Origin of the sequence: Nocardia jinanensis (assembly GCF_014645735.1) — a bacterium.
GTDB lineage: Bacteria > Actinomycetota > Actinomycetes > Mycobacteriales > Mycobacteriaceae > Nocardia > Nocardia jinanensis.
On record NZ_BMMH01000004.1, the window covers coordinates 333,515 to 356,071 of the forward strand.

Below are 22,557 nucleotides of genomic sequence, written 5' to 3' on the forward strand. Positions count from 1 at the left end.
TGATGAGCGCGGGGGATGCCGAGCAAGAATCCGGCAATGAGGAGGACGGCTCCGAAAATGATCATGAACAAGAACCTGATCTCTGACATCGATGAACTGTCTTGGGGTGGAGACGGACGGTGCGGTGGCCGACATCGGTGGTGTCGTGCGGGTGGGCGGGCAGCGATACGGGCGGTATCGAGATCGCGGAGCAGGGGCATCGATGCCCGGTCCGCCGGCGGCGGATACAGCTCAGCCGATCCTGCGGTGGCGATGGCGATTTCGAAGCCTTCTCGGCCTGCTATCGCTTCAGTACACTCCGCCCAGAGCGTAAAGTCAACGCTGTAGGTCTACGGTGGTGCCACTGCGGCTCCGATCTGAAAGACGAGGTCGTTCAGCCGCTCAGGGAGCACACCACCGGTAGGGTGCCGGCCCGAGCCGATCGCTTCACCCACGTCGCGACATCGACCTCGCCGGTGCGACCAGCACCTGAATATGTTCTTGTCCTTGCTTCGCACCGAGCACCTGAGGCGCTTGCCAATGCGTACTATCGACCACGTCACCGACCGGATCGGGTACTCACCCAGCGCACCCGGCCTCGGCCCGGCCACCTCGGTGCCGGAGCCGGGCCCGGGGAGACGACTCCGCCATCTCGCGGCGGGATTCGCGTGGACCTTGGTGTTCGCGTATCTGCTCGCCGAACTCGTGACCGCCACGGCATGGAAATCCGCCTACAGCTTCCGTCACGACACGATAAGCGACCTCGGCATCACCACCTGCACACCGCATGCGTGCTCACCGCTGCATCTGCTCATGAACGCCACATTCGTGGCACTGGGCTTGGTGACCATCGCCGGAGCTGTCGTGTTCCGCGACTACATCCCGCACGGACCGCGCCAATGGTCGATCGTGGCTCTCGCCGTCATCATCGGGCTGAGCACTGCCGCGACCGGGCTTTTCCCATCCGGCGACCGCATCGTCGTGCACATCCTGGCCGTGATGCCCGCGTTCATATCGCGCCACATCGTATTGATCCTGCTCGCGATCTGGCTGTGGAAACACCGCCGCCTCGTCGCGCTGTGGTCGGCATTCTGCGCCTCGACCGGGATCGTCGGCGCGGTGCTGATGATGATCGGCCTGCAGGTCGGAATCACCGAACGGCTGGTCCTCTACCCGCTACCGGCCTGGATGGCCGTGACCGGCACCGCAATCGTTCTCACACCGCTACGAGACGCTCTACGGCGATGAGGACTCCGCACCCCCGACGTGCCGGGTCGGCCGCCGAGCCACCCATAGAGCCCGCGATTTCAAGCGTAGACCTACACTGTTGACACCAGGTCGTGAGCGGCGTCTACTGGAAGTACTTACAGATCCGAGGGATCGTCATGATTGTCATCATCGGACTCGTCATCCTGATCGCCGCCGTGCTCGTCGGTGTCGCGGGAGTGTTCGCCAACAGCGGCTCCGCGCATACGTTGACCGACGACTTCGCGGTGTTCGGCTACCACGTCACCGGCTCCACCGGAGTGCTGTTCCTCTACGGCATCGTGGTCGGCGGTATCGGAATCGCCGGCCTGGCACTGCTGCTGGCAGGCGCCCGGCGTAGCGCCCACCGTCGGCGGGCCGCCCGCCGCGAACTCGAAACAGCGCGTCGCGACTACTCTGCCGGCGCGGCGCGCCCGGCGCAGCCGATCGGGGCGGAGCGGGAAGCCCCCACCTACTACACCCACACCGGCACCACCGATATCGCCGGTGAGGCGTCCGGTAACGCCGCCGCGCCGTATCCCGGTGAGCAGCCCGCACCCCGCCGCCGCGGCCTGAGCCAGATGTTCGGTCGTGCCGGTGCTCGATAGGCGGGCGCTCCGCAGCGGCGCCGAAGTCGGTCGCCGCGGCCCATCGGCCGCCCACCCGCCGTATGAGATCCCACGCAACACCCGAGGTCGGGCACCCTCGTCGTGATCGTCCTCGAAGCCTCACCCACCCCGAATGAACAGGGGCCGTCGCACGGTCCCGGTCAGGAGCGCCGCGATGACGCTACAAAATGAGCGGATCCCGCTGGATCGCGCTACCCGCTTCTCCCCCCGCAGTGGCCCGCCGCCGGCGTCGCGGCGGCTGCCGACACCGAGAGCACCGCGACCCGGGGCAGTGGACGGCGCCTGGTGGCCGCGCACCGACGACCTGGTCGCCGAATTGGCCGCTCTCGATTTCGAGGCGCTACAGCGCGGGCGGGCCCGCCCGGTCGATCGCATTATGTACAACATCGACGATTGGCGGCCCGCGCCGAAGCGGACGGCGCTCGGCGGGCGTTCGGTTCGGCTGGACGGCTACCGGCATCTACCTGCACATACCCTCAGTGTCGTCGGTCTGGACCGCACCCGCCTCGTGCTGCTGGTGATTCCCGCGCGCACCGAGGCCGCGACCGCGCAGGCGCTGCTGTCCGCCGCGTCCCGGCCCGGCAACGAACTCACTGCCGCCGAACTGGTGGCGGCCACCGACCGGTACAGCCTCGAGTACGCACAGAACGCGGACGCATTGCGTCGCTGGGACGACGAAGGTGGTCGTGCAGCGGTCCCGGCGGGCCGGCTCTCCTCCTCTGCGGGGGCCTGGGCGACTCCGGGGAGGCCGATATGACACATGACCCACAGAGCACGGGCGGCGGCCGCGACTCCGGCCGATTCCAGGCCACCACCGGCGGCGGGCAACCGTTCGCCGTACCCACCCGCACACCGCGACTACGGCTCGGCACTCCCGCGGAACGTTCCGGATGCGTCGACGGTGCTTGGTGGCCCAGGACCGACAACCTCACCACCGAACTGCACGATCTGATCAGCGTCCTCACCACGCGACTGGGGGCCACCACGCGGATCGCCTTCGACTGGAACTCGCTGAGCCTGTCCCAGCGGGGCATCGACCCTCCGGATGGGATCGAGGTCACCGGGCCACTACCGGACCAACCAAGCATGGTGATGTACGTGTTCGGTCCGCACAACCGGTGCATACGATTACTGGTGATCGATCCCGCCGCAACCGCGGCCCGCGCCGAGGCGCAGATGCGCGACGCCGTGAGCGCGGCGGCGGACCATTCGAAACCATGAACCGGCCCTCAGGGGAGTCGCTCCGGGCGGGGTGCCGCAGCCGGCGAGTCGGCAGTTGACCGCGTGACCTCGGGACGAGGGGCGGCGGATACCCGAGAGGGTGTGTCGTCACGACGCCGATGAGCCGACACCTCCCCGGGCAGTCACGGCAAGCGCGGGGCGGCGGCACGTTCACCTGAACGGAGAGGTGAAGGTGAGCTCGAAATCCTTGCCCAGCCGATCGAGCGTTTCCGGGTTGCCGAAAACGGCTTCGCCGGCCCAGTCGTCGCCCCGGGGATACACCGGACAAAGACGCTCGACGGACCCGCGGCCGAGCGTGTGCAGATACGTGGCAAAGATGAGTGAGGCTTCCATCTCCTCACGCTCGCCACCGGGGTACACCGGCCACGATTCGGTCGTGCCGTTCCAGTCGAACAGGAGTTCCCATTTCGCGCCGTTCTCGACCAGTCGCACGTTGGTGACAGTCGCCGAGCCTCGGGTGCAGGAGGCGATGGACTCCAATTCGGCCCTGTACCACTCCAGCCGACTGTCGTGGTCGGTGTCGCCGATCCCTTCGAATGTCCCATAATCGACTGTGTATCGAATCCCGAGTGCACTGAGCAGACCGCGCAGGGCGTATTCGGCGGTGTGACCGAGTAGCTCAGTGGGCCGTCGAGTTCGACGGGCTTCAAAGTCTCTCCGGGCGTGGAAGGCTCGATGATGCCGAGGTCGACGATCCGTTCGACCATTTCTCGGACGGTACGTTCGGGTGCCACTGTTCTCCTCGGGCGGTGCGGAACTCTCGTGTCGGCCTGACACCCGGCAAGGACAGGTTCGTATCGGCCGTGATCGCGCAGGTCCAGGCTGCGCACTCGGGTACCGATCGACCCATGCCGAATCGAAGGGGCGACCTCCGAGCTTGCGCCCGCCTCATGACATAGGCTGTGGGCTCGGCGACACGAAGTGTATATGTGCCCGGTTCTGCGCTCGAACAGAGATACTCGCAGTGCTCGATCTGGATCTGCTGAATCGTAGCGTCATCTTTCCTGCTCATGGTCCGCTGACCAGCAGTGTTGTGCTCGCGTCTGCGGCAATCGTTTCTTTCGGTTCAATGGCCGCCCTGGATGAATCACACGCAATGAAGGATCGATATGAAGAGCGAAAAGCGCGCTTGGCTCGCGATTTTTACAGGAACCCTCATAGCCGTCGGTGGCGGGGCGATCGCCGCACCGCCCGCATGGACGCAGCCGTCGGCGCCGCAGTCGCAAGGAGCCGGGGGCGATATTCTCCGTGCGGAAGCGTCGCAACTGGCGGTATCGGCCCCGGGACTACCCGGGACGATACCGGCGAAATCGATACGCCTCACCTACGCCAGCAGTGATACCCATAATGCGCCGACCACGGTGGTGGGAACGTATCTGGAGCCGATGCAGCCGTGGACCGGTCCGGGTGAACGCCCGTTGGTGGCGTATGCGGGTGGCACACAGGGGCAGAGCGCGGAGTGCGCGCCCTCGGCGATGGTGTCGCAGGTAGTCCGGATCCAGCCGCCGGCCGACGTAGTCTTCGAATACGACATCATCGCGATCTATCAACTGCTGGCCCGCGGCATGGCGGTAGTGATGACCGACTATCACGACTTCGGCACACCGGGCGTCCACAACTTCCTCAACCGCAAAACACAGGGCTACGCGGTATTGGACTCCGCCCGTGCCGCGTTGCGGTTGCCCGACACCGGCTTCACTCCCGCCTCGCCGGTCATACTCTATGGTTACTCCCAGGGCGGGATGGCTTCCGCGGCCGCGGCCGAACTGCAAGCGGAGTATGCCCCCGATCTGAATGTGCGCGGCGCCTACGTGGGCGGGCTCCTGACCGGCCCCCAGGACTTTATCGCGCGCAGCGACGGCCGCTCCGGCGTCGCGCCGGCCATCGGATGGATCCTCAACGGCATCGCCGCTGACTATCCCGACACCCGTCCGGTGCTCGATGCTGCGCTCAACGACACCGGTAGGGCGATCATGCACGACTCGATCGGTAAATGCGGCGGCGGCCTCTCCAGCAATTTCGCGCATCCGCAGAACACGTCGCGCTGGACCACCAGCGGGCTGCCGCTCACCGCCGTGATCGATGGCTCTCCGGAACTGAAAAGGGCATTCGACGAGCAGCGGCTCGGCGGATTCGCCCCATCGGTGCCGGTACGTATCTATTCGGCCAGGAACGACGAGGGAGCTCCGTACCCGGCCGTTCGCGGTATCGCCGCGAATTGGTGCGGTGGTGGTGCGGCCGTTCAGCTGGATTCGGACGCTTCGGTACCTGCCATCCCCGCCGGATTCCTGGGCACCCACGATGTGGCTTTCTTCCCGTCACTGATGACCTCACAGCAGTGGGTGACCGATCGCCTCGCCGACGTGCCGGCTCCCGTGAACTGCGCGGCCCTACCTTAGTCCTGCGGAGGCACAACCGATTCGGGCACCCGGATATCCCGATCGGACAGCAGGCCAGCCACCACGCATTATCGGCTGATCGCATGCGCGTGTCGTCGTACCATGCCCGGCCACCGTCGGTCCACGGCCCACTCTGCCCTGGACCGACCCGGGCCGAGCGTGCCGAGACCCGAGGCGTTCAGCGTTAGCCCTTTTCAGCAGCCATACCCCATTTGAGTGCGCCGGTCGGATTAGCGAGACGTATATGACAATCCTCAGACGCGGGAACGCGCGCGATCACAAACGCTATCTCTGGATTCTGAGCACCATAGCGCCCGGTTGCGCGCTACTACCGGCACCACTGGTGGACTCCACGGGGCTGGTGCTGTTCTGGTGGATCGGTCCGATCCTCGTGTTGGTGGTGATCCCGGTCCTGGACGTCGCGATGGGCCGCGACGGAAGCAGTCCGCGGGACGAAGACTATGAGGCGTTGTCCAACGATCGTTATTACCGCTGGTGCACGTTTCTCTTCCTGCCCATCCAATGCATCGGTCTGGCTATCGCGGGATACCTGTGGTCCGGCTCCGATCTGGGGCTGGTCGACAAATTGGGGCTGGCCGTAACGCTGGGAATCGTCTCCGGTATCGGCATCAACGCAGCCCACGAACTCGGCCATCGGGTCGAACGTCTCGAGCGTTGGCTGGCGAAAATCGCGCTGGCGCAATCCGGGTACGGTCATTTCTTCATCGAGCACAACCGCGGCCACCATGTCCGCGTCGCCACGCCCGAGGACCCGGCAAGCGCTCGCTTCGGCGAGTCACTGTGGGCGTTCATACCGCGCAGCGTAGGGGGCGGCTTCCGCTCGGCACTTGTTCTGGAGCGAGAACGCCTGTCACGCAAGGGGGAAAGGTGGTTCAGCCGGGACAACTGCCTGTTGCAGGCATGGTCGATGAGCATCGCGTTGTTCGGTTCGCTCATTCTCGTCTTCGGTCCCGTCATCATCCCCTTTCTGGTGCTGCAGGCCGTGATCGGTATCGGTTTGCTCGAGACCGTGAATTACCTCGAGCACTATGGGCTGCTACGAGCGCGCCGCGCCGACGGCCGTTACGAGCGGTGCTCACCTCGTCACAGTTGGAACAGCGACCATCTGGTCACCAACGTCTTCCTTCTCCACCTCCAGCGCCACAGCGACCACCATGCGAACCCCGGCCGCCGCTACCAGACACTGCGCAGCTCCGAAGAGGCCCCGCAGCTGCCGTTCGGCTACGCCACCATGGTCCTGCTCGCCACCGTCCCACCGCTGTGGCGCGCGGTAATGGATCACCGGGTCCTCGCCCACTACAGCGGCGACCTCACGCTCGTCAACAGGAAACTCGAGGGTGGCCGAGTGAATCGGCCGATGCCTGTTGATCGGTGAGTAGCGTGACGGCGGCATCGTATTCGGCCGGTTCCCGGGTGGAGATCCGCACCTCGACGCGCGCCTGTGCATCGCGATCAGCGCCGACCGATATCGAGAATTCTGCCCCTGGTCTGCCGAAAGTTACCGCTCACCTGCCTGTGCGAGTATCCGGCGTGCCGCGACGGCGACCGCTTCGTCGAGCATCTGCCCGTCCACTCACACGCCTGTCGGAACTGTTCGTCGGCGGCGATGCCGAGATGGGGGCCGTCGATCGCGGCGATACCGGCCGCGCGGGCAGCGATCAGCACGCGGTCCTGTACTGCGAGCCAATGTTCCGGTCGTGCGGACCGTGATCGGCCCAGTGCCGCGCCGAGGTCGGCGTATCCGGTGATCACGGCCTCGAGCCGGGTGGCGGCCGCGGTGATCTCGTCGATATTTCGTATTCCGAGCGGAGTTTCGACAAGTGCCTGTAAGCCGATCCCGGTTCCGGCCAGAGCATGATCGACATGGATCACATCCTGCGCGGACTCGGTTTGGGCAGCACGATGCTCGAAAGCGCGGGTAGCCCGGCACACGCTGCGAGGTCGGTACCGGCGGGGCGAGTTCCCACACCGTGATCGGGTTGCTCGAACCCCACCTCGACAGCCCGATCGTCGAGGCCGCGCAGTCGATCACGGTGGCCGGCGCCGATACCGCAGTAGCGGCCGGACTCGGCTGCGAACAGGGCCATCCCATGCTCCGTGTCGACCGGCTCTACTCGGACGCCACCGGCCGGACCGTCGATCTGTCGGTCAGTTACTTTCTGCCCGAGCACTACACCTATCGGGTGACACTGGTCACTTCTTGTGGCTGTCCCAGGAGACGCTGAACCAGCCGTCGAAGGAACGCAGCAGGGCTATCAGAGCCGCCTCCAGCCGCCAGTCCGACTCGGGTACGCACAGCTGTAGCCGATCCCCGAACGGCCGGAAGTCCAGGAGTAGCCGGCCGCCCGTGCGCCACCTGATGCGCCGAGGGGCGCGGGGGAGGCCGCTGTTCTCGAAGAGGGCGGCGAGGAACATGAATGGCATCAGCGGGAACACCGACCAGCACACGAGCCACCAGAAGATCCGGCCCTTGTAGCCCACTGCTTCACCCGCGCCGGGCCGGCTCACCGTCCAGCGGGTTCGTATACCTCTGCCTTTGAATGCCTTCTCGCGTACGAGAGTGCCGATGACCTCGCCCTGTGCCCCGAGCACCTGATACGTCGCCACTCCGTTGCCTGCCGATCGGGTCACCACGGTGGCCGCCCGGCTGCCGCGGTGTTCGTCGGCCCACAGGACGAACGAGCGAGCGCCGGTGTCGCGCGCCGCGAGGTATGCGGGTATACCGCCGGGCGGGAGCTCGCGCTCCACATACGCGACAGCCCGGGGCCTCCCGGATTCGTCGGTGAGCTCGACCACGTTCCTGACACATGGAGGGGGGCCGACTCGCTCCAGGTCCGCGAGCTTCACTGGAGGAATCCTCATGGTCAGATGGGCTGTCACCCTGCATACTCCTTTGTGCTGATTCCGGTGAGTGTGGAGAAGGCCGCCCTGTCGGCGCCGGCCATACGATCGGAGGTCAGGCGCCGCCCTTGCCGGTGACGGAGACGGCGGCGGGGTCCAGACCCGGCGCCGCCGTCCGGGCGAGTTCGAGGGCATCGTCCTGGTCCGCTGTACGCGCGACGACAATCCGCACGGAGGTGGATTGCAGAGTCGCGCCGGCGATCGGGTACTCGGCGGCCACCGCCTCGTATGCGGCGATCGCCTCGGTCGGGAGGACACCGTTGGTGTCGGACTGGACGCGGAGACCGGGGTGCGCGTCGGATCGCGTGGCGACCTCGACCGATGTGACATCCGACAAGGGTTGGTACCGGCCGCCGTCGCCGACCAGATCGTCGAACACCACCATGGCGTCGGCGGAGTCGACGACGGTGACCTTGGCTTTCCAGCGATAGCCGATCTTCGAGGTCGAACTACCGATATCGCCTTCCACCACCCGTTCGTCGGCCGTCAGTGATCGCCACAGTGCCACGATTTCGTGGGTTCGTGTCTCGTCCGCGTCGACGGTGAAGGTGATTCCGGCTGCCGTGATCCGGCCGGTGACCGAATTGTTCTGCGCGACATACTCTCTCAACTCGCTCGCGCGCTCGGCCACACGGTCGGGCGGGGTCCCGTCCGCGAGGATGAGAACGCCCGTCGCGGTCCCGTTGAAGGGCAGAATGTTGTACCCGTTGGTGTCGACCTTCTCGACATCCGCCGTACCACCCCAGTCTTTTTCGAAATTCGCCGCGAGCGCGCTGCCTTTGTCGATGGCGCAGCTGGTCAGCAGGGGCAGGGTCAGTACGAACGCGATGATCGGTATCGACCACCGCGCGGTGTCGCTTCGCACTGCTGTCTCCTCTGGAACGGGTGAGCAGGCCCGGAGCGGATCGGTCCCGGGCCCGGCCTGCGAGTAGTCATGGCTGCCGTAGCCTACGGCGCTGTTCGCCGGCGGGAAGGCCGAGCGCACCTTCCGCGCGCGGCCGAAGACACCCAGCGGGCACTCACCGGTCCCGATATTTCGGACCCCACCACCGAGCAGTCGCTCCTACCTGCACACTGAGTGCGGAGCGGCGCGTGACTCCGGTCACCGCGCGTTCTGTGCACGGGTGAGCGAGAGGGATCACGAATGTCGGAGACCACAACGCCGGAGCCGGTCGTCCCCAAGGGACAGCCACCGGCTACCGAAACGGCCTCATCGCGGGCGGCGACGCGCCGCGCCGTCTGGAACACACTGCGCGGATCGTCGGGCAATCTCGTCGAGTGGTACGACGTCTACGTCTACACGGTGTTCGCCTCGTACTTCGAAAGCCACTTCTTCGATTCGGCGGACAAGAACTCCACTGTCTATGTGTACGCGATCTTCGCCGTCACGTTCCTCATGCGGCCGGTCGGCTCGTGGTTCTTCGGCCGGTACGCCGACCGCCGGGGCCGCCGCGCCGCGCTGACCTTCAGCGTCTCGCTCATGGCGGCGTGTTCGCTGGTGATCGCGATCGTGCCGGGACGCGAGACGATCGGTGTGGGCGCGGCCGTGATCCTGATCCTGTGCAGGCTGGTACAGGGTTTCGCGACCGGCGGCGAGTACGGTGCGTCGGCCACCTATATGTCCGAGGCGGCCACGCGGGAGCGCCGCGGCTTCTTCTCGTCCTTCCAGTACGTGACCCTCGTCGGCGGTCATGTGCTCGCCCAGCTCACGCTGTTGGTACTGCAGGTGTTCCTGGACAAGCAGGAGATCTCCGATTTCGGCTGGCGCATAGCTTTCTTCATCGGTGGCGTGGCCGCGGTGGTCGTGTTCTGGCTGCGCCGGAGTATGGACGAATCGCTGACCGAGGAGCAGCTCGACGCGGTCCGGCGAGGCGAGGATTCCGAATCGGGCTCGCTTCGTGAACTGCTGCGGAATCACTGGTGGTCACTGCTGGTGTGCTTCCTGGTCACCATGGGTGGCACCCTCGCGTTCTACACCTACAGCGTGAACGCCCCGGCCATGGTCAAGACAGCGTTCGAAGGCCGGGGTATGACGGCCACCTGGATCAACCTGGCCGGATTGGTCTTCCTCATGGTGTTGCAGCCGGTCGGCGGTCTGATCAGCGACAGAGTGGGCCGCAAGCCCGTCCTGGTGTTCTTCGGGATCGGCGGCGTCCTCTACACCTGGTTCCTCATCAGCTTCCTCCAGGACGCCACGTCGGCGGCGGCGACAATTCTGGTGACCTGCGTCGGCTACATTCTGCTCACCGGCTACACGTCCATCAACGCCATCGTCAAAGCCGAACTGTTCCCCTCGCATATCCGCGCTCTGGGTGTCGGTATCGGATACGCCCTGGCCAACTCGGCGTTCGGCGGTACCGCGCCGATGATCTACCAGGCCGCGAAGAACGGGGGACATGTCACCTGGTTCATCGTGTACGTGACGGTCGTCGTCTTCGCCTCACTCCTGGTGTACTTGTTCCTCCTGAAGAACAAGAGCGAGACGGCACTGGATCGGGAACAGGGGCGCGCCTTCGGGTAGTGCCAGGGCATTCACCTGCGCCGGATGAGTTCGGGCCACGGCCGGCCTCTACAGCGGTACGGCGACGGTGATCATGCACGCGGTGGCGTCGGTGGAACGCACGTGTTCCGGCGTCAGCTACCGGCCAGGCGCCACAGCGAGGTGACTTCCGCGGCCCGGGCGGTGTGGAGGGGATCGGTGGTGTCCCGGGCTCGTGGATGCCGCGGCCTGATATCGGTCTTGTCCACCACGCGCAGGCCCGCTGCCTCGATACCGGCCAGCAGGTCGCCGCGCGTCCTGAGCCCGAGGTGCTCGGCGAGATCCGACAGGACGAGCCAGCCCTCGCCTCCCGGTACGAGGTGAGCAGTGAGCCCGTTCAGGAAATCGTGCAGCATGCTGCTGCCCGGGTCGTAGACACCTTGCTCCACGGCGGAGGTCGGTCGCGCCGGAATCCAGGGCGGATTGCAGACCACGAGGTCCGCGCGCCCATCGGGATAGAGGCCGGGGCCGCTGACGTCGATATACTCGGTCAATCGCAGCCGGCCGACGTTATCGCGCGCGCAGGCCAGGGCGCGCGGGCTGATATCGGTGGCCACAATATGGTCGATTCCCCGGCGGGCCAGGACGGCCGCCAGCACGCCCGTTCCCGTGCCGAGATCGAACGCGGTGCGCCGACCCGTGCCACGGGCTGCCGGTGCGGGTAGTGGCGCAGCGGCGACGAGATCGACATATTCGCCTCTGACCGGTGAGAACACGCCGTAGTGCGGGTGAACGAAGTCGTCGAGGGCCGGTATCCGCACACCCTTGGTGCGCCACTGATGTGCTCCTATCACACCGAGGAGTTCGGTGAGCGGGACAGCCATCGGCCGGGACGGTGGGCCGTAGGCCTCGGTGCACGCCTGCCGCACCTCGGGGGCCCTGCGCAAGTCCAGACGGTAGTCGTCGTCCAGCAGGACGAGGAGTCTGCCCAGTACGCGGGCGCGGTGGTGCCGAGCCCGGCGGTGCAGGTGGAAGGACGCTGCCGGGGTTTCACCCGGCGGTGGAGGCTTCCGGTCGACCCGGCGGCTCATCGCGTGCAGCAGCTGACGTGAATTCTGGAAATCGCCCCGCCACATCAGGGCGGTGCCTTCGCAGGCCAGACGGTACGCGACATCGGCTCTCATAGTGTCGTCCGCGCAGACGACCCGGTCGGGGGGCGGCGCCGCGCTCTCGGAATGCCAATGGGCCGAGCGCTGTTCGTTCGTCTCGGTCCAGTGGATCGTGGACACCGGGTACTCCTCGTGGTCGGACGTGCAGGGGGCGCGAAGTGCACTTCGATGAGGAGCGGGCGAACGATCCGTGCCGCGGTACGAGGGCGTGGCCAGGGCCGGCCGGGCTAATGCTCCCGCGTCGAAGCGCGGGCGGGGAGATCGCCGAGGATGCCGAGTACCACGATCAACCCTTTCGGAGTGAAGATGTCAAAGGTTTGCACAGTCTTCTCGCTGTGGGCAAACCACAGTGTGGTGGTCGGGCGTTCCGCAGCGCTGGAGTTATCCGTGGTGCCGCGGCGACAGGCTCTCGGTGCCCGAGTCCGATGGTCGGATCGGCCGGCATCCGCCGGTCGCCGCCGCCGAGGAAGAGCTCGGCACTTCGGTGCGGTGGCGGTGTTCGTCAGCAGTGGAAATACCGCAGGCAGGTGGAATCCGGATCGGTCGGTAGCGTGCTCGGACAAGCACGATAAGAAACTTACGACGGGGCGCGGTGTGCGAGTAGAGAATCGGCGGGCTGTGTGGAGGCGGCTGCGGACGGTCGGTGCGGTGGTCGCGGCGGTGGTGTCGCTGACCCTGGCGGGTGGGGCGGTGGCCGGTGCCGGGCCGATCGGCGCTCCGGTCCTGCGGGCCCCGGTCGGCGGATATCAGGAGCTCGTCGTGCCGTCGGGGATGGGCCCGATCGAAGTGCAGGTGCAGTGGGCGGCGCGTGGTGGCCGGTCGGCGCTGTATGTGCTCGACGGCCTCCGGGCGCCGCGCGATCACAGCCAGTGGACCAGCGATACCGATGTGCTGCGGCAGTTCGCCGGTGACAATGTCACGCTGGTGTTCCCCGTCGGCGGACATTCCAGTTTCTACGCCGACTGGTATCGGCCGAGCAGCACCAACGGACAAGTCACCCCGTACAAGTGGGAGACGTTTCTCACCGGGGAGCTGCCGGCCTTCTTGGCGCGATACGGCGTTTCGCGCACGAACAACGCGATTGTGGGTGCCTCGATGGGCGGCGGGGCGGCCCTGACTCTGGCCGCGCACCACCGAGACCAATTCAAGTTCGCCGGATCCTTCTCCGGTTTCGTGAATCCGACCTTCCCGCTGTGGAACGAGGCAGTTCGCGCCGCGATGTGGGACGAGGGCCGGTTCAACGTGGACGATATGTGGGGCCCGGCCGGTGACCCTGCCTGGTATCGCAACGATCCGACCGCGCAGGCCGAACTGCTGCGGGGTCTGCCGATGTACGTTTCGGCCGGTAACGGCCTGCCGGGGGCTCCGGATGTGCCGTACGGATTCGGTAACACCGTGAATGCGATGACCTTGGAGTCGATGGCCGCGGCCGCCGCGGGGATCTTCCGGGATCGAGTCGCGTCGCTGGGTATCCCGGCTCGTGTCGATATCGTCTCCGGCACCCACACCTGGCCCTATTGGGGGCAGGCGATCGCCACCGCCCGGCCGATGATCCTCGACGCGCTCGGTGCCCACTGACCCAGGTCATCGCTGAACATTCCACGATCGGCCAGACGGCCGATTCCGTGACCCGCGCCATTGCGTGTTCGAAATATACTGAGCCGGAATCTATCTCGAAGGGTGAGCTTTCCCTTCGCACCGGGCCGGCGGCTCGACCCGGATCCCTGAGGGCGTCCACGGGGGTTCTCGAATTCCCGAACGGGCGGTCCGGTATCCGTGGTACTTAACGGCTTGCGCCGAACGAGCGGGAATGCCGCCGAACCATTCGCCTCGAGTCAGGGCCCCTCCTCGGTGTCCCTCGAATCGGCCCGACGTCCAGGGGGAACCCATGCTGGTAGCGAGGAACCTGATCGAACTCGGTCAGGGCATACGCCGGCGGCTCGACGTGGTGGCCACCAGATGGGCCCGTGGGGCGGCACACGATCTCAGCACCACTGCCGGTGGGCAGGTCAGGGGTACTCGCATATTCGCGGAGACCGGTGAGCTGTCCCGCGAGGAGATCGAGCGCCACGTTCTGGACAGGGACTATCGCGGCGCGGACGCGCACGCGGTCTCGGCGGCCGGGAGGGCGGTGCGGGACCTGAGCGAAGAGCTGATCATGCGGTCCTCGCTGCGAGAACTCGAACGGAAGCGATGGACGCTCGGACGCGAGTTGGACGCCCGTCCGAATGCGCGGGAGGGGTTGATCCGCAAGCTGGAGGAGGCCGAACAGGAACACCGTGAGCTCACAGCGGCGCTGGATCGGCATATCGCACGTCGCGAAGACCTCGGCGTGCAGCGATGGGAGGTCCGCAACAGTGATCAGGCCGTCAGGGAACTGCGGGATTCGGAGAATCGGCGGCGTGCGGCCCGGGAGCGCATCGAGGCGCTGAAGGACCGGCGAGAGCAACTGCGTGGGGAGCTGCGGCGGTTGCGGGGTGACACCACCGCGGACGGCGGTCATGAGGTTCTCAGCGCTGCAGATCCCGGAAACTCAGTGGCGCCGGAGCCGCGCTGGCGAGATCTGGAGACCCCCCATGACGACCGAGCCGCAAGGGAGCTGCGGGATCTGACAGAAGCACGCAGGAACGTGGATTGGATGGTGGGCGAACAAGCGAAGGAGCAGAAGCGGCTGGAGAAAGAGATCCAGCGGCTGGATAACGAGGTGCCGAAGGAACGGGAACGTCAGGAAAGGGAGCAGGAGCGGCGGGAGAACCAGGAGGTGAGGGACCGGGAGCGGCAGGAGCGGGACGCGAGAAGGGACCAGGAACGTCGGGAAAGGGAGCAGGAGCGGCGGGAGAACCAGGAGGTGAGGGACCGGGAGCGGCAGGAGCGGGACGCGAGAAGGGACCAGGAACGTCAGCAGAATGCGGCAAGAACAGAAGTGTCGGCTCTGCATTCGGTCGGTAGCACCCCGGGCGGCAGCCGCAGAGTTGCTGTTGCAGATGAGGCGGACACGCCCCGAGGCGTGAGCGAGCCAGGTGTTGCGGGTTCTGGTGGGACCTCGGGTGTTGGTGGTGGGTCGGTTGCGGGTTCTGGTGGGACCTCGGGTGTTGGTGGTGGGTCGGTTGCGGGTTCTGGTGGGACCTCGGGTGTTGGTGGTGGGTCGGTTGCGGGTTCTGGTGCGACGTCGGGTGTTGGTGGTGGGTCGGGTTCCCATTCGGGCCGCAGCACCCGGAATGTTGCTATCGCCACTGGTGTCGGGGTCGCTGCGGTCGCTACCGGTTTCGGTATCAGCGCTGTTGTCGATCCCGATACTGCCGATGCTGAAACCAAAACTGGTGATGAGGATTCTGCTGGTGCCGCCGGTGCTGATGCCGGCAATAACGGTTCTGGTGCGGCCGGCGATGCGGCTGGCGGCGCGGCTGACGGCGCGGCCGGCGATGCGGCTGATGATGCGGCTGATGATGCGGCTGGCGATGCGGCTGATGATGCGGCCGGCGGCGCGGCCGGCGATGCGGCTGATGATGCGGCCGACGGCGCGGCCGGCGATGCGGCTGGCGGCGCGGCCGGCGATGCGGCTGATGATGCGGCTGGCGGCGCGGCCGGCGATGGGAGTTCTGGCGGTACCGACGATGCGCGAGCTGGAATTGTGGGTTCTGGCGGTGGCGCGGCCCCCGCGGCCCCCTCAGCCCCTGCTGGTGCCGCGGCCCCTGCTGGTGTTATAGGTTCCGGGGGTGGTGCTGAGAGCGGTCTCGGCACCGGTTCCGGTAGTAGCACCGTTTCCGATGCGAGTTCCGGCACCGATCTTGTTTCCGGCGCCGGTGCCGGCGGCGCCTCCTCGAACGATTCCGCCGAGGGGATTACGCGTACTGCGGGCAATCCGACAGCCCAGCCGGACTACGCGACGGTTCAGCCACCGTCGGGAGCTCAGCTCGCCGGGGGGAGCGGACTCGATCCTTCCAGTCTGATGCTGCCGTTGATGCTGTCGAATCTGCAGGACCCCGGCCTCGCCGACAGCGATCCAGGTGAGTACGACGAGCACGGTCCCGGCCGGGACCACGATTCCGGCTCATCTCGAGGAACGCAACATCCCACCGCGCCGCCCTCCGCTGACAGGCCGGCCACCACACCATGGCCCCACCAGCCTGTGGCGGAGGAGACAGCAGCCACACCGGCCGACCGGGAGACCGGTGAGACCGCGCCACAGCCGGTGTCGTCGCCTGCTCCTCGGGGACGGGACAAGGACGAAGGGATTACCTACACCCATGAGGCAGACGGTGTCATCGAGTGGGTTTCCGCGAGTGTTGCCCATGCCTTCGATATGGCATATGGCAACAAGAGCGGTACCGACGCGAAGGCCGCGTACGCCGATACGCACGCGAGGTGGTCCGATGTGAAGGAACTGGAACCGGTCGACCCGTACGATCTGATGAGCGGTGACGTCGTCACCTTCGATAACGGGTCGGGGATCGCACGGGTGCAGCGTACGGAAGGTGATCCGGAAGGCGGCGTCGTGGAGATCGTCATCAAGGGCCGATTGACGCCGGTCGACTCTGTGATGGCCGACGGGGCAGGAGAACTCGGGCGGTTCGCGGGTTTCGGGCATCCACGCGGTATCGAACCGCCCACACCGGAGGAGCGGGCGGCCGGTGCTGCCGTCCCGACGACTGCTGACCAGGCCGGTGACACAACTACGCTCGTCTGATCGGTGCCGTGGAGTCGATGGCCGGGCCGACATTGCCACGTACTCGTCCGAGCTCGCCCGCCGAGCGGATGGCCGCGATGGTCGCGGGGCGATATGATCGACCCGATGACTACTCGTACTGATCAAAGATCGGGGGTCCTGTTCGTACAAGGTGAGTGCTGATGCGCACCCCGAATACGAACAGTGACGATTCCCGCCTTTCCTTCTGGCTGCGCGTGCGTGAGTTCGCCGTGCCGCCCGCCATGATCGAGACCGCGACCGCCCGGCGAAGCGTCGGAGACTGGGCCGGGGCATGTGCCGCAGCAGGTTTCGATACCGATATCGATATGCGGTCGCCGGCCCGCGAGCACGGCCGGGAGGTGGCGGATCAGGTCCGTGCCGATCTTCGCCATCTCGCTCCTGATCTGCTGCGGTGGCACCTGCCCAGGATCGCTCCCGACGGATTGCTGCGGCCGGGCCTGACGATCACGCTGGCCCGATACGGCCCGCTGGATACTCGAAGACCCTGCGGCGGACGCAATTCCGTACACCTGGTGGTTCGGACCCCGCCGGCCTGGGCGGACTCCGGTCAGCGAATCGGCCTCGCACTGTGGGACGGAACAGGCTCCGGTGCCGGCGTGCATCCGCATCCCCGTCCCAACCGGCGTTTCCGGCTCGATCTCCACCGCCACCTCTGGGACGCCGGCAAAGCCGGTGATCTTCGGATACGTTCCGGGGCAGCCCAATCCACCGATCCGGGTGGTGTCGATCCCGGGCTGCGGGCGATCGTGCCCGATGGTTGCGCCGTCGACCGATTGGTGGCCGAGGCACGGGTTCTGCTGCGTGCCGAAGGACGGGAAACCGGCCAGTTGCGGGTGCGGTTCGGGGCACGGCAGGAGGTGGTTGCGGAGCTGGCCGCGGACGGCGAAGAGCCGCCCGCGTTGCGGATCGCGCAGTCGTATCCGCGGGGTGGGATATCCGCGTTGCCGGTCCTACCCTATGCGGCGACCTGGCTGCCGCCCGATCTGGAACTGATCCGTGCCGGGGCGATCGCGGCCGAGGGGCTGCATCCACTGGTCGCTTCGGCGCTGGTGCCGGGCTGTTCGCCGGCTCGTCCGTCCCGGACTACCGGCCCGCTGGACCGTGCGCATCTGGTGGTGTGCCGAGGTGAGCAGCACCGGATCGGGCTGGTCGACGGTGCGCTGACCGCGCTCGATCACGACCCCGCCGAGATCCGGCGAGAGGAACTGCTGGTCGCTTTGACCGGCACCCCGCTGCCGTGCCTACAGGCCATCGATCGAGCCCATCGTCATCCCGACTGTCTCGCCGGCGTCCGGGAACGTCTGTACCACGGCGATATCGCCGGCGCGCTGGCCGTCGTCGAGGGCCTGCTCGGCCCCGGCGCGGTGCTACGCGACGGCCCGCTACGCGACGAGTTGGAGAGCTCCGCGCAACAGCGGATCACCTATGGACTGTTCAGGGCCGGTCTGGCCGGAACCGGACCCACCCGGATGCAGCCCACTCGTCGTCGCGATCACCGCGCGCACCCGCGAAACTCCTGCTCCCGCTGACCGATATCGCGTATTCACGCCACGCCCACTCGATTCTTCTCGACCCGAAGGTGATTCATACATGCCTATTTACCCGAAGTGCGCTCCCGTCTCCGACCGAGCGCACACCTCCGAACTCGACGTCGCCGGCGAGCTGCTGGCTCTGCTCGGCGAGGTGACCACCGAACCCCGTCCCGATACCCAACTGGAGGCCCTGACGCTGGCTGTGGCCGCCGACCTGCCGGTACTCCTCTGGGGTGAACCGGGGATCGGCAAAACGGCGGCCCTCACCCAACTCGCCGAGTCTCTGGATCTTCCGCTGACCACTGTGATCGCGAGTGTGCACGAGCCGTCGGACTTCTCGGGCCTGCCCATCATCGGCGACGACCCCGCGGAGCACGGTGTCCCGATGGCCCCACCGGACTGGGCCGTCCGACTCGTCCGGGCCGGCCGCGGCCTGCTGTTCCTGGACGAACTGTCGACGGCGCCGCCGGCCGTACAGGCCGCTCTGCTCCGCCTCGTCCTCGAGCGGCGGATCGGTGCACTCCGGCTGCCGCCCGGCGTCCGTATCGTGGCCGCCGCCAACCCGCGTTCCTCGGCGGCCGACGGTTGGGAGCTGAGCCCGCCGCTGGCCAACCGATTCGTGCATCTGCACTGGACCCACGACCACGACGTGGTCGTCCGTGGCCTCGGCGGGACCTGGCCGCGTGCGACCCTGCCCCGGCTCGAGCCGGAAAAGTTCGCTGCGGCAGTAGCTTTCGCGCGCAGCGCGGTCTGTGGGCTGCTCGCTGCCCGCCCCAATCTCGTGCATCAACTGCCCAGCGGTGAAACGCGCCGGGGCGGAGCCTGGCCGTCGCCACGTAGCTGGGATATGACACTGCGACTGATCGCCTTCGCCACGGCGGCCGGCTCCGCCAAAGATGTTCTCTCCCTGCTGGTCCGGGGGAGTGTGGGAGACGGCCCCGGGTTCGAACTACTGACCAGCATCGATCGGATGGACCTCCCGGACCCCGAGGTCCTGCTCGCCGACCCGGCCGCCGCCGATCTGCCCGAACGGGGTGACCTGCGCCGAGCCGTGCTCGACGGAGTCGTGGCGGCGGTCCGGCGGCATCCGGCGAAATCTCGCTGGGACGCGGCCTGGGCGGTGCTCGTCAAGGCAGTGGAATCCGGTGCACCGGATCTGGTGGTAGTCCCCGCGACGACCCTTGCCACGCTGCGGCAGGACAACTGGGATGTACCCGCATCGATCGAAGAGCTCGCCGGAATGGTGTCGGTGGCCCAGGGTGCGGATCGCGCCGCGGCCCGCGTCGCGGCGAAGGCAGGCCGATGACAAACTCACCGGAGCTGGACTCCGGCAAACTCTTCGCCGCCCGCCTGCACGCCGTCCGGGCCCGGCCCTACCTGGCGACCGCCCTGTTCGCGCTGCACATCGTCGAATCGCGGCGAGTCCCGACGATGGGTGTGGACCGGTACTGGCGGTGCTACGTCTCGCCCGCGTTCGTGGATTACATGCCCGTGGAGGAACTCGCCTCGGTGCTGGTGCACGAGGTATCGCATCTACTGCGCGACCATCACCGCCGGAGCGACCGATTCGCCCGCGAGCACGATCTGACCGGTCCGGCGGAACGGCTGCGGATGAATATCGCCGCCGATGCCGAGATCAACGACGACGCGTTCGGTGACGGGTTGGTCCGGCCCGAGGGAGCTGTCCTGCCGGAGACCCTCGGTTTGCCCGACGGCGAGCTCATGGAGGACTACCTGCGCCAGTTCCGTCTCGGGACACATACCGACGATCTGGCCTGGCTCGACTGCGGCAGCGGCGCCGACGGGCTCGACCGCGAATGGGAGCTGGGACCCGACGGTGCGGACGGTCTCAGTGAACAGGAGCACGAGGCAGTCCGATTCCGTGTGGCGCAGGGCATCATCGGCCGCCCGGGGAACGCGCCCCAGGGGTGGCGACGCTGGGCGGAGGAGGCGTCGCACCCGCCGCAGCCATGGCGGGATCTACTCGGAGCGGCCATCCGTTCGGCGGCCGCCGCGCCCGGTGCCGGCGCGGACTACACCTATGGCCGGCCGGCCCGCCGCTCGGCCGGGGTGCCCGGGGCCGTGCTGCCGAGCCTGCGGCGCACCCCACCTCGGGTCAGCGTGATCATCGATACCTCGGGCTCGGTCAGCGACGCCGAACTGGGCAGCGCGCTGCTCGAAGTGGCCGCCATCTCCCGGGCCGTGGGCGGGCGCCGGGACCTCGTCACCGTGCTGTCGTGTGACGCGGCGGCACGGGTCGTGCATCCGTTGTGCCGTGCGGAGGGGATACCCCTGGTGGGAGGTGGGGGTACGGATCTGCGCACGGGTTTCGGCAAGGCGCTTCGCGCCCGGCCCCGCCCCGATGTACTCGTCGTATTGACCGACGGCCAGACACCGTGGCCGAGCAGCCGGCCCGGGTGCCGGACGGTGGTGGGGCTGTTCCGGCGGGCGAGTTCGTGGAGTGAACGCGATCCCGATTACCGTCCGGAGGGACCGCCGGAATGGGCGCGGGTAGTCGAAGTCGGCGTATCGAGTTGATGTGGTCGGCCGTTCTCCGTCCGGCAGATCTGCGGAGCCGATGGCCGGGCAGTGATCGCGAGTAGACGCGGCACCCGCCGCTGTGTCAACGTTGTAGATCTACATAGGGCGCGTACGCCTCGAAGAACGGAGCTTTTGTGACCGCTGAACCGCCGGGCAACCGGAGGAAAGCCGCGGCCGGTCGCCGGGACAGCCCGGTGACCCGGGCGGCCGTGCTGAGCGCAGCGCTCGCGATCGTCGATCGCGACGGGGTCGACGGGTTGTCGATGCGGCGTCTGGCCGAGGCGGTGGGCCGGGATCCGATGGTGATCTACCGGCATGTGCCCAACAAGGCGGCTGTTCTCGATGGTGTCGCGGAGGTGGTGTTCGCGGAATTGTCGGTCGATCCCACGGCATCGGATTGGGTCGCCGAAGTGCGTCGTGTGGCCCGGGAGTTCCGGCGGGTGGCCTCGGCGCATCCTCGGGTGGTGCCGCTGCTGGTGACCCGGCCGCTGGCGACCCCGCTCGGCCAGCGCCCGCCTGCGGTGGTGCGGCCGCTGGAGGACATGCTCGTGCTTCTCACACGTGTCGGGTACACCGTGGTCGACGCGTTGCACATCTATCGGGCGCTGTTCGGTTTTCTCTACGGGCACGTTCTCAACGAATTGCAGGAGATCGTGGAGCGCCCGGAGGAGACCGACGATCTGCTGCGGCTGGGGTTGTATCGGCTGCCGATCGGTGAGTTCCCGCTGGTTCGGGGTTTGGCACCGGTGCTGGCGGCCTATGACGGCGCTGTGGAACTCGAGCGTGGACTCGACATCCTGCTGGCCGGTCTCGCGGCGACGTTGCCCGGGCCGTATCCCGCCATAACACCCGGGGTGGGTGGCGCCACCCTCCCCGGGCCCGATGATGCGCCCGCCGCGCGGTGACGGTGCGTCATCGCGGGTCCTGCCGTCGTGCCCCGGCCGGGCCGAGGGTGGCGGCGAGACCGGCCAGTAGGGTGTCGAGGCCGCGTTCCAGTTCGGTGACGCCATCGTAGGTGGCCAGCTGTGATGCGAGTCCGCGCAGCAGCGGGAACTCGCCGATAGGTAGATGCTGCAGGCCGAGGCGCAGCAGGTCGGTGGTTTCCTCCGGTCGGTCGACGACTTCCTGTACTTCGTTGAGGACGTGCCCGTAGAGGAAACCGAACAGCGCCCGATAGATGCGCAGAGCGTCGCCTTCGCTGAAATCGGCCCGGGTGAGCAGGACCAGAATATGTTCCAGTGGGCGCAGGGTGCCCGGTGGCCGCAGGCCCAGTGGGGTGGCCAGGGAGCGAGTGACCAGCAGCGGCACCGCATGCGGGTGCGCCACGGCGAGCCTGCGGAAATCCCGCGCGACGAGGCGTAGCTGGTGGCGCCAGTCGGGGTCGGTGGAATCGACGGCCAGTTGCTCGAACACGAACTCGGTGACGCCGTCGAGAAGTGCGGCCTTGTTCGCGGCATGTCGATAGAGTGCCGCCGGGTCGCGGCCGAGCCGGCTGCCCAGGCGTCGCATCGACAGCCGCTCGATGTCGTCGCGGTCGATGATCTCGAGCGCGGCGGCCAGTATGGCCGGACGGGTCAGTGGATGCGCACTGCGATCGTCTGGTCGGTCACGGCCGGCGGCCGGGCCGGCCCTCGTCCTGTTCATCGCACGTTCCGCCTGTTCATATGTTGTTGATAACACCGTAATTCTACACTGTAGACATACGGTGTATC

General features: G+C 67.1%; 19 protein-coding genes and 1 pseudogene. 14 read left to right on the forward strand and 6 right to left on the reverse strand.

The window, feature by feature from the left end; translation table 11 throughout:
• Nucleotides 1-519 precede the first annotated feature (519 nt).
• The 4 genes from IEY68_RS12780 to IEY68_RS12795 all read left to right on the forward strand — a co-directional run bounded on the left by IEY68_RS12780 (nt 520) and on the right by IEY68_RS12795 (nt 3,074).
• A complete protein-coding gene (locus tag IEY68_RS12780; protein ID WP_082681253.1) occupies nt 520-1,227 on the forward strand; it encodes a DUF998 domain-containing protein in 708 nt (235 codons plus the stop codon).
• 137 nt (nt 1,228-1,364) lie between these two features.
• On the forward strand, nt 1,365-1,832 hold the full coding sequence (locus IEY68_RS12785) for a hypothetical protein (RefSeq protein ID WP_189094227.1): 468 nt from the start codon (nt 1,365-1,367) through the stop codon (nt 1,830-1,832).
• Nucleotides 1,833-2,007: 175 nt separating this feature from the next.
• Complete coding sequence (locus IEY68_RS12790; protein WP_156426116.1) at nt 2,008-2,610, forward strand: DUF5994 family protein; 603 nt, start codon at nt 2,008-2,010, stop codon at nt 2,608-2,610.
• Nucleotides 2,607-3,074, forward strand: coding sequence for a DUF5994 family protein (locus IEY68_RS12795; protein ID WP_058854277.1), 468 nt, complete (start codon nt 2,607-2,609; stop codon nt 3,072-3,074). Before IEY68_RS12790 ends, IEY68_RS12795 begins: the two co-directional genes overlap by 4 nt.
• 171 nt (nt 3,075-3,245) lie before the next feature.
• Here the strand turns inward: IEY68_RS12795 and IEY68_RS12800 are convergent, their stop codons facing one another.
• Nucleotides 3,246-3,527, reverse strand: coding sequence for a hypothetical protein (locus IEY68_RS12800; RefSeq protein ID WP_156426115.1), 282 nt, complete (start codon nt 3,525-3,527; stop codon nt 3,246-3,248).
• A 677-nt stretch (nt 3,528-4,204) separates the two neighbouring features.
• On the opposite strand from IEY68_RS12800, the gene IEY68_RS12805 reads away from it, so the two are divergent.
• Together IEY68_RS12805 and IEY68_RS12810 are read left to right on the forward strand one after the other, a co-directional pair.
• Entirely contained in the window at nt 4,205-5,494 is a 1,290-nt protein-coding gene (locus IEY68_RS12805) for a lipase family protein (RefSeq protein WP_058854275.1), read from the forward strand.
• Between the two features lie 244 nt (nt 5,495-5,738).
• A complete protein-coding gene (locus tag IEY68_RS12810; RefSeq protein ID WP_058854274.1) occupies nt 5,739-6,890 on the forward strand; it encodes an alkane 1-monooxygenase in 1,152 nt (383 codons plus the stop codon).
• A 77-nt stretch (nt 6,891-6,967) separates the two neighbouring features.
• Here the strand turns inward: IEY68_RS12810 and IEY68_RS12815 are convergent, their stop codons facing one another.
• On the reverse strand, nt 6,968-7,387 hold the full coding sequence (locus IEY68_RS12815) for an aldolase/citrate lyase family protein (RefSeq protein WP_058854273.1): 420 nt from the start codon (nt 7,385-7,387) through the stop codon (nt 6,968-6,970).
• A 92-nt stretch (nt 7,388-7,479) separates the two neighbouring features.
• Here IEY68_RS12815 and IEY68_RS12820 point away from each other — a divergent pair.
• Nucleotides 7,480-7,740 (forward strand): annotated as a pseudogene (locus tag IEY68_RS12820) (UTRA domain-containing protein); the annotation flags it as partial.
• Here IEY68_RS12820 and IEY68_RS12825 read toward each other — a convergent pair.
• Nucleotides 7,709-8,311 (reverse strand): hypothetical protein, encoded by a 603-nt coding sequence (locus IEY68_RS12825; protein ID WP_199804913.1) that lies wholly within the window; start codon nt 8,309-8,311, stop codon nt 7,709-7,711. The pseudogene IEY68_RS12820 and the gene IEY68_RS12825 overlap by 32 nt on opposite strands.
• Before the next feature lie 160 nt (nt 8,312-8,471).
• Entirely contained in the window at nt 8,472-9,281 is an 810-nt protein-coding gene (locus tag IEY68_RS12830) for a hypothetical protein (RefSeq protein WP_058854271.1), read from the reverse strand.
• 279 nt (nt 9,282-9,560) lie between these two features.
• Between IEY68_RS12830 and IEY68_RS12835 the strand changes: the two genes are divergently transcribed.
• The gene (locus IEY68_RS12835) at nt 9,561-10,937 is read left to right on the forward strand and encodes an MFS transporter (protein ID WP_058854270.1); all 1,377 of its coding nucleotides are present in this window, start codon (nt 9,561-9,563) and stop codon (nt 10,935-10,937) included.
• Nucleotides 10,938-11,050: 113 nt separating this feature from the next.
• Here IEY68_RS12835 and IEY68_RS12840 read toward each other — a convergent pair whose 3' ends face one another.
• Nucleotides 11,051-12,184, reverse strand: coding sequence for a methyltransferase (locus tag IEY68_RS12840; protein ID WP_058854269.1), 1,134 nt, complete (start codon nt 12,182-12,184; stop codon nt 11,051-11,053).
• Between the two features lie 498 nt (nt 12,185-12,682).
• Here IEY68_RS12840 and IEY68_RS12845 point away from each other — a divergent pair, with 498 nt between their 5' ends.
• From IEY68_RS12845 to IEY68_RS12870, 6 genes are all read left to right on the forward strand, one after another.
• Nucleotides 12,683-13,642: an alpha/beta hydrolase gene (locus tag IEY68_RS12845; RefSeq protein WP_229718748.1), complete on the forward strand. Its 960-nt coding sequence runs from the start codon at nt 12,683-12,685 to the stop codon at nt 13,640-13,642.
• 310 nt (nt 13,643-13,952) lie between these two features.
• A complete protein-coding gene (locus IEY68_RS36755) occupies nt 13,953-16,751 on the forward strand; it encodes a hypothetical protein (protein ID WP_268241624.1) in 2,799 nt (932 codons plus the stop codon).
• 161 nt (nt 16,752-16,912) lie between these two features.
• Nucleotides 16,913-18,301, forward strand: a complete 1,389-nt coding sequence (locus tag IEY68_RS12855) for a hypothetical protein (RefSeq protein ID WP_082681207.1) — start codon at nt 16,913-16,915, stop codon at nt 18,299-18,301.
• Between the two features lie 61 nt (nt 18,302-18,362).
• A complete protein-coding gene (locus IEY68_RS12860) occupies nt 18,363-19,610 on the forward strand; it encodes an AAA family ATPase (protein ID WP_058853964.1) in 1,248 nt (415 codons plus the stop codon).
• A complete protein-coding gene (locus tag IEY68_RS12865; protein ID WP_058853963.1) occupies nt 19,607-20,842 on the forward strand; it encodes a vWA domain-containing protein in 1,236 nt (411 codons plus the stop codon). Before IEY68_RS12860 ends, IEY68_RS12865 begins: the two co-directional genes overlap by 4 nt.
• A 137-nt stretch (nt 20,843-20,979) precedes the next feature.
• Nucleotides 20,980-21,750, forward strand: coding sequence for a TetR/AcrR family transcriptional regulator C-terminal domain-containing protein (locus IEY68_RS12870; protein WP_058853962.1), 771 nt, complete (start codon nt 20,980-20,982; stop codon nt 21,748-21,750).
• Nucleotides 21,751-21,757: 7 nt separating this feature from the next.
• On the opposite strand, the gene IEY68_RS12875 is transcribed toward IEY68_RS12870, so the two are convergent.
• Entirely contained in the window at nt 21,758-22,489 is a 732-nt protein-coding gene (locus IEY68_RS12875; protein ID WP_058853961.1) for a TetR/AcrR family transcriptional regulator C-terminal domain-containing protein, read from the reverse strand.
• Nucleotides 22,490-22,557: the final 68 nt, after the last annotated feature.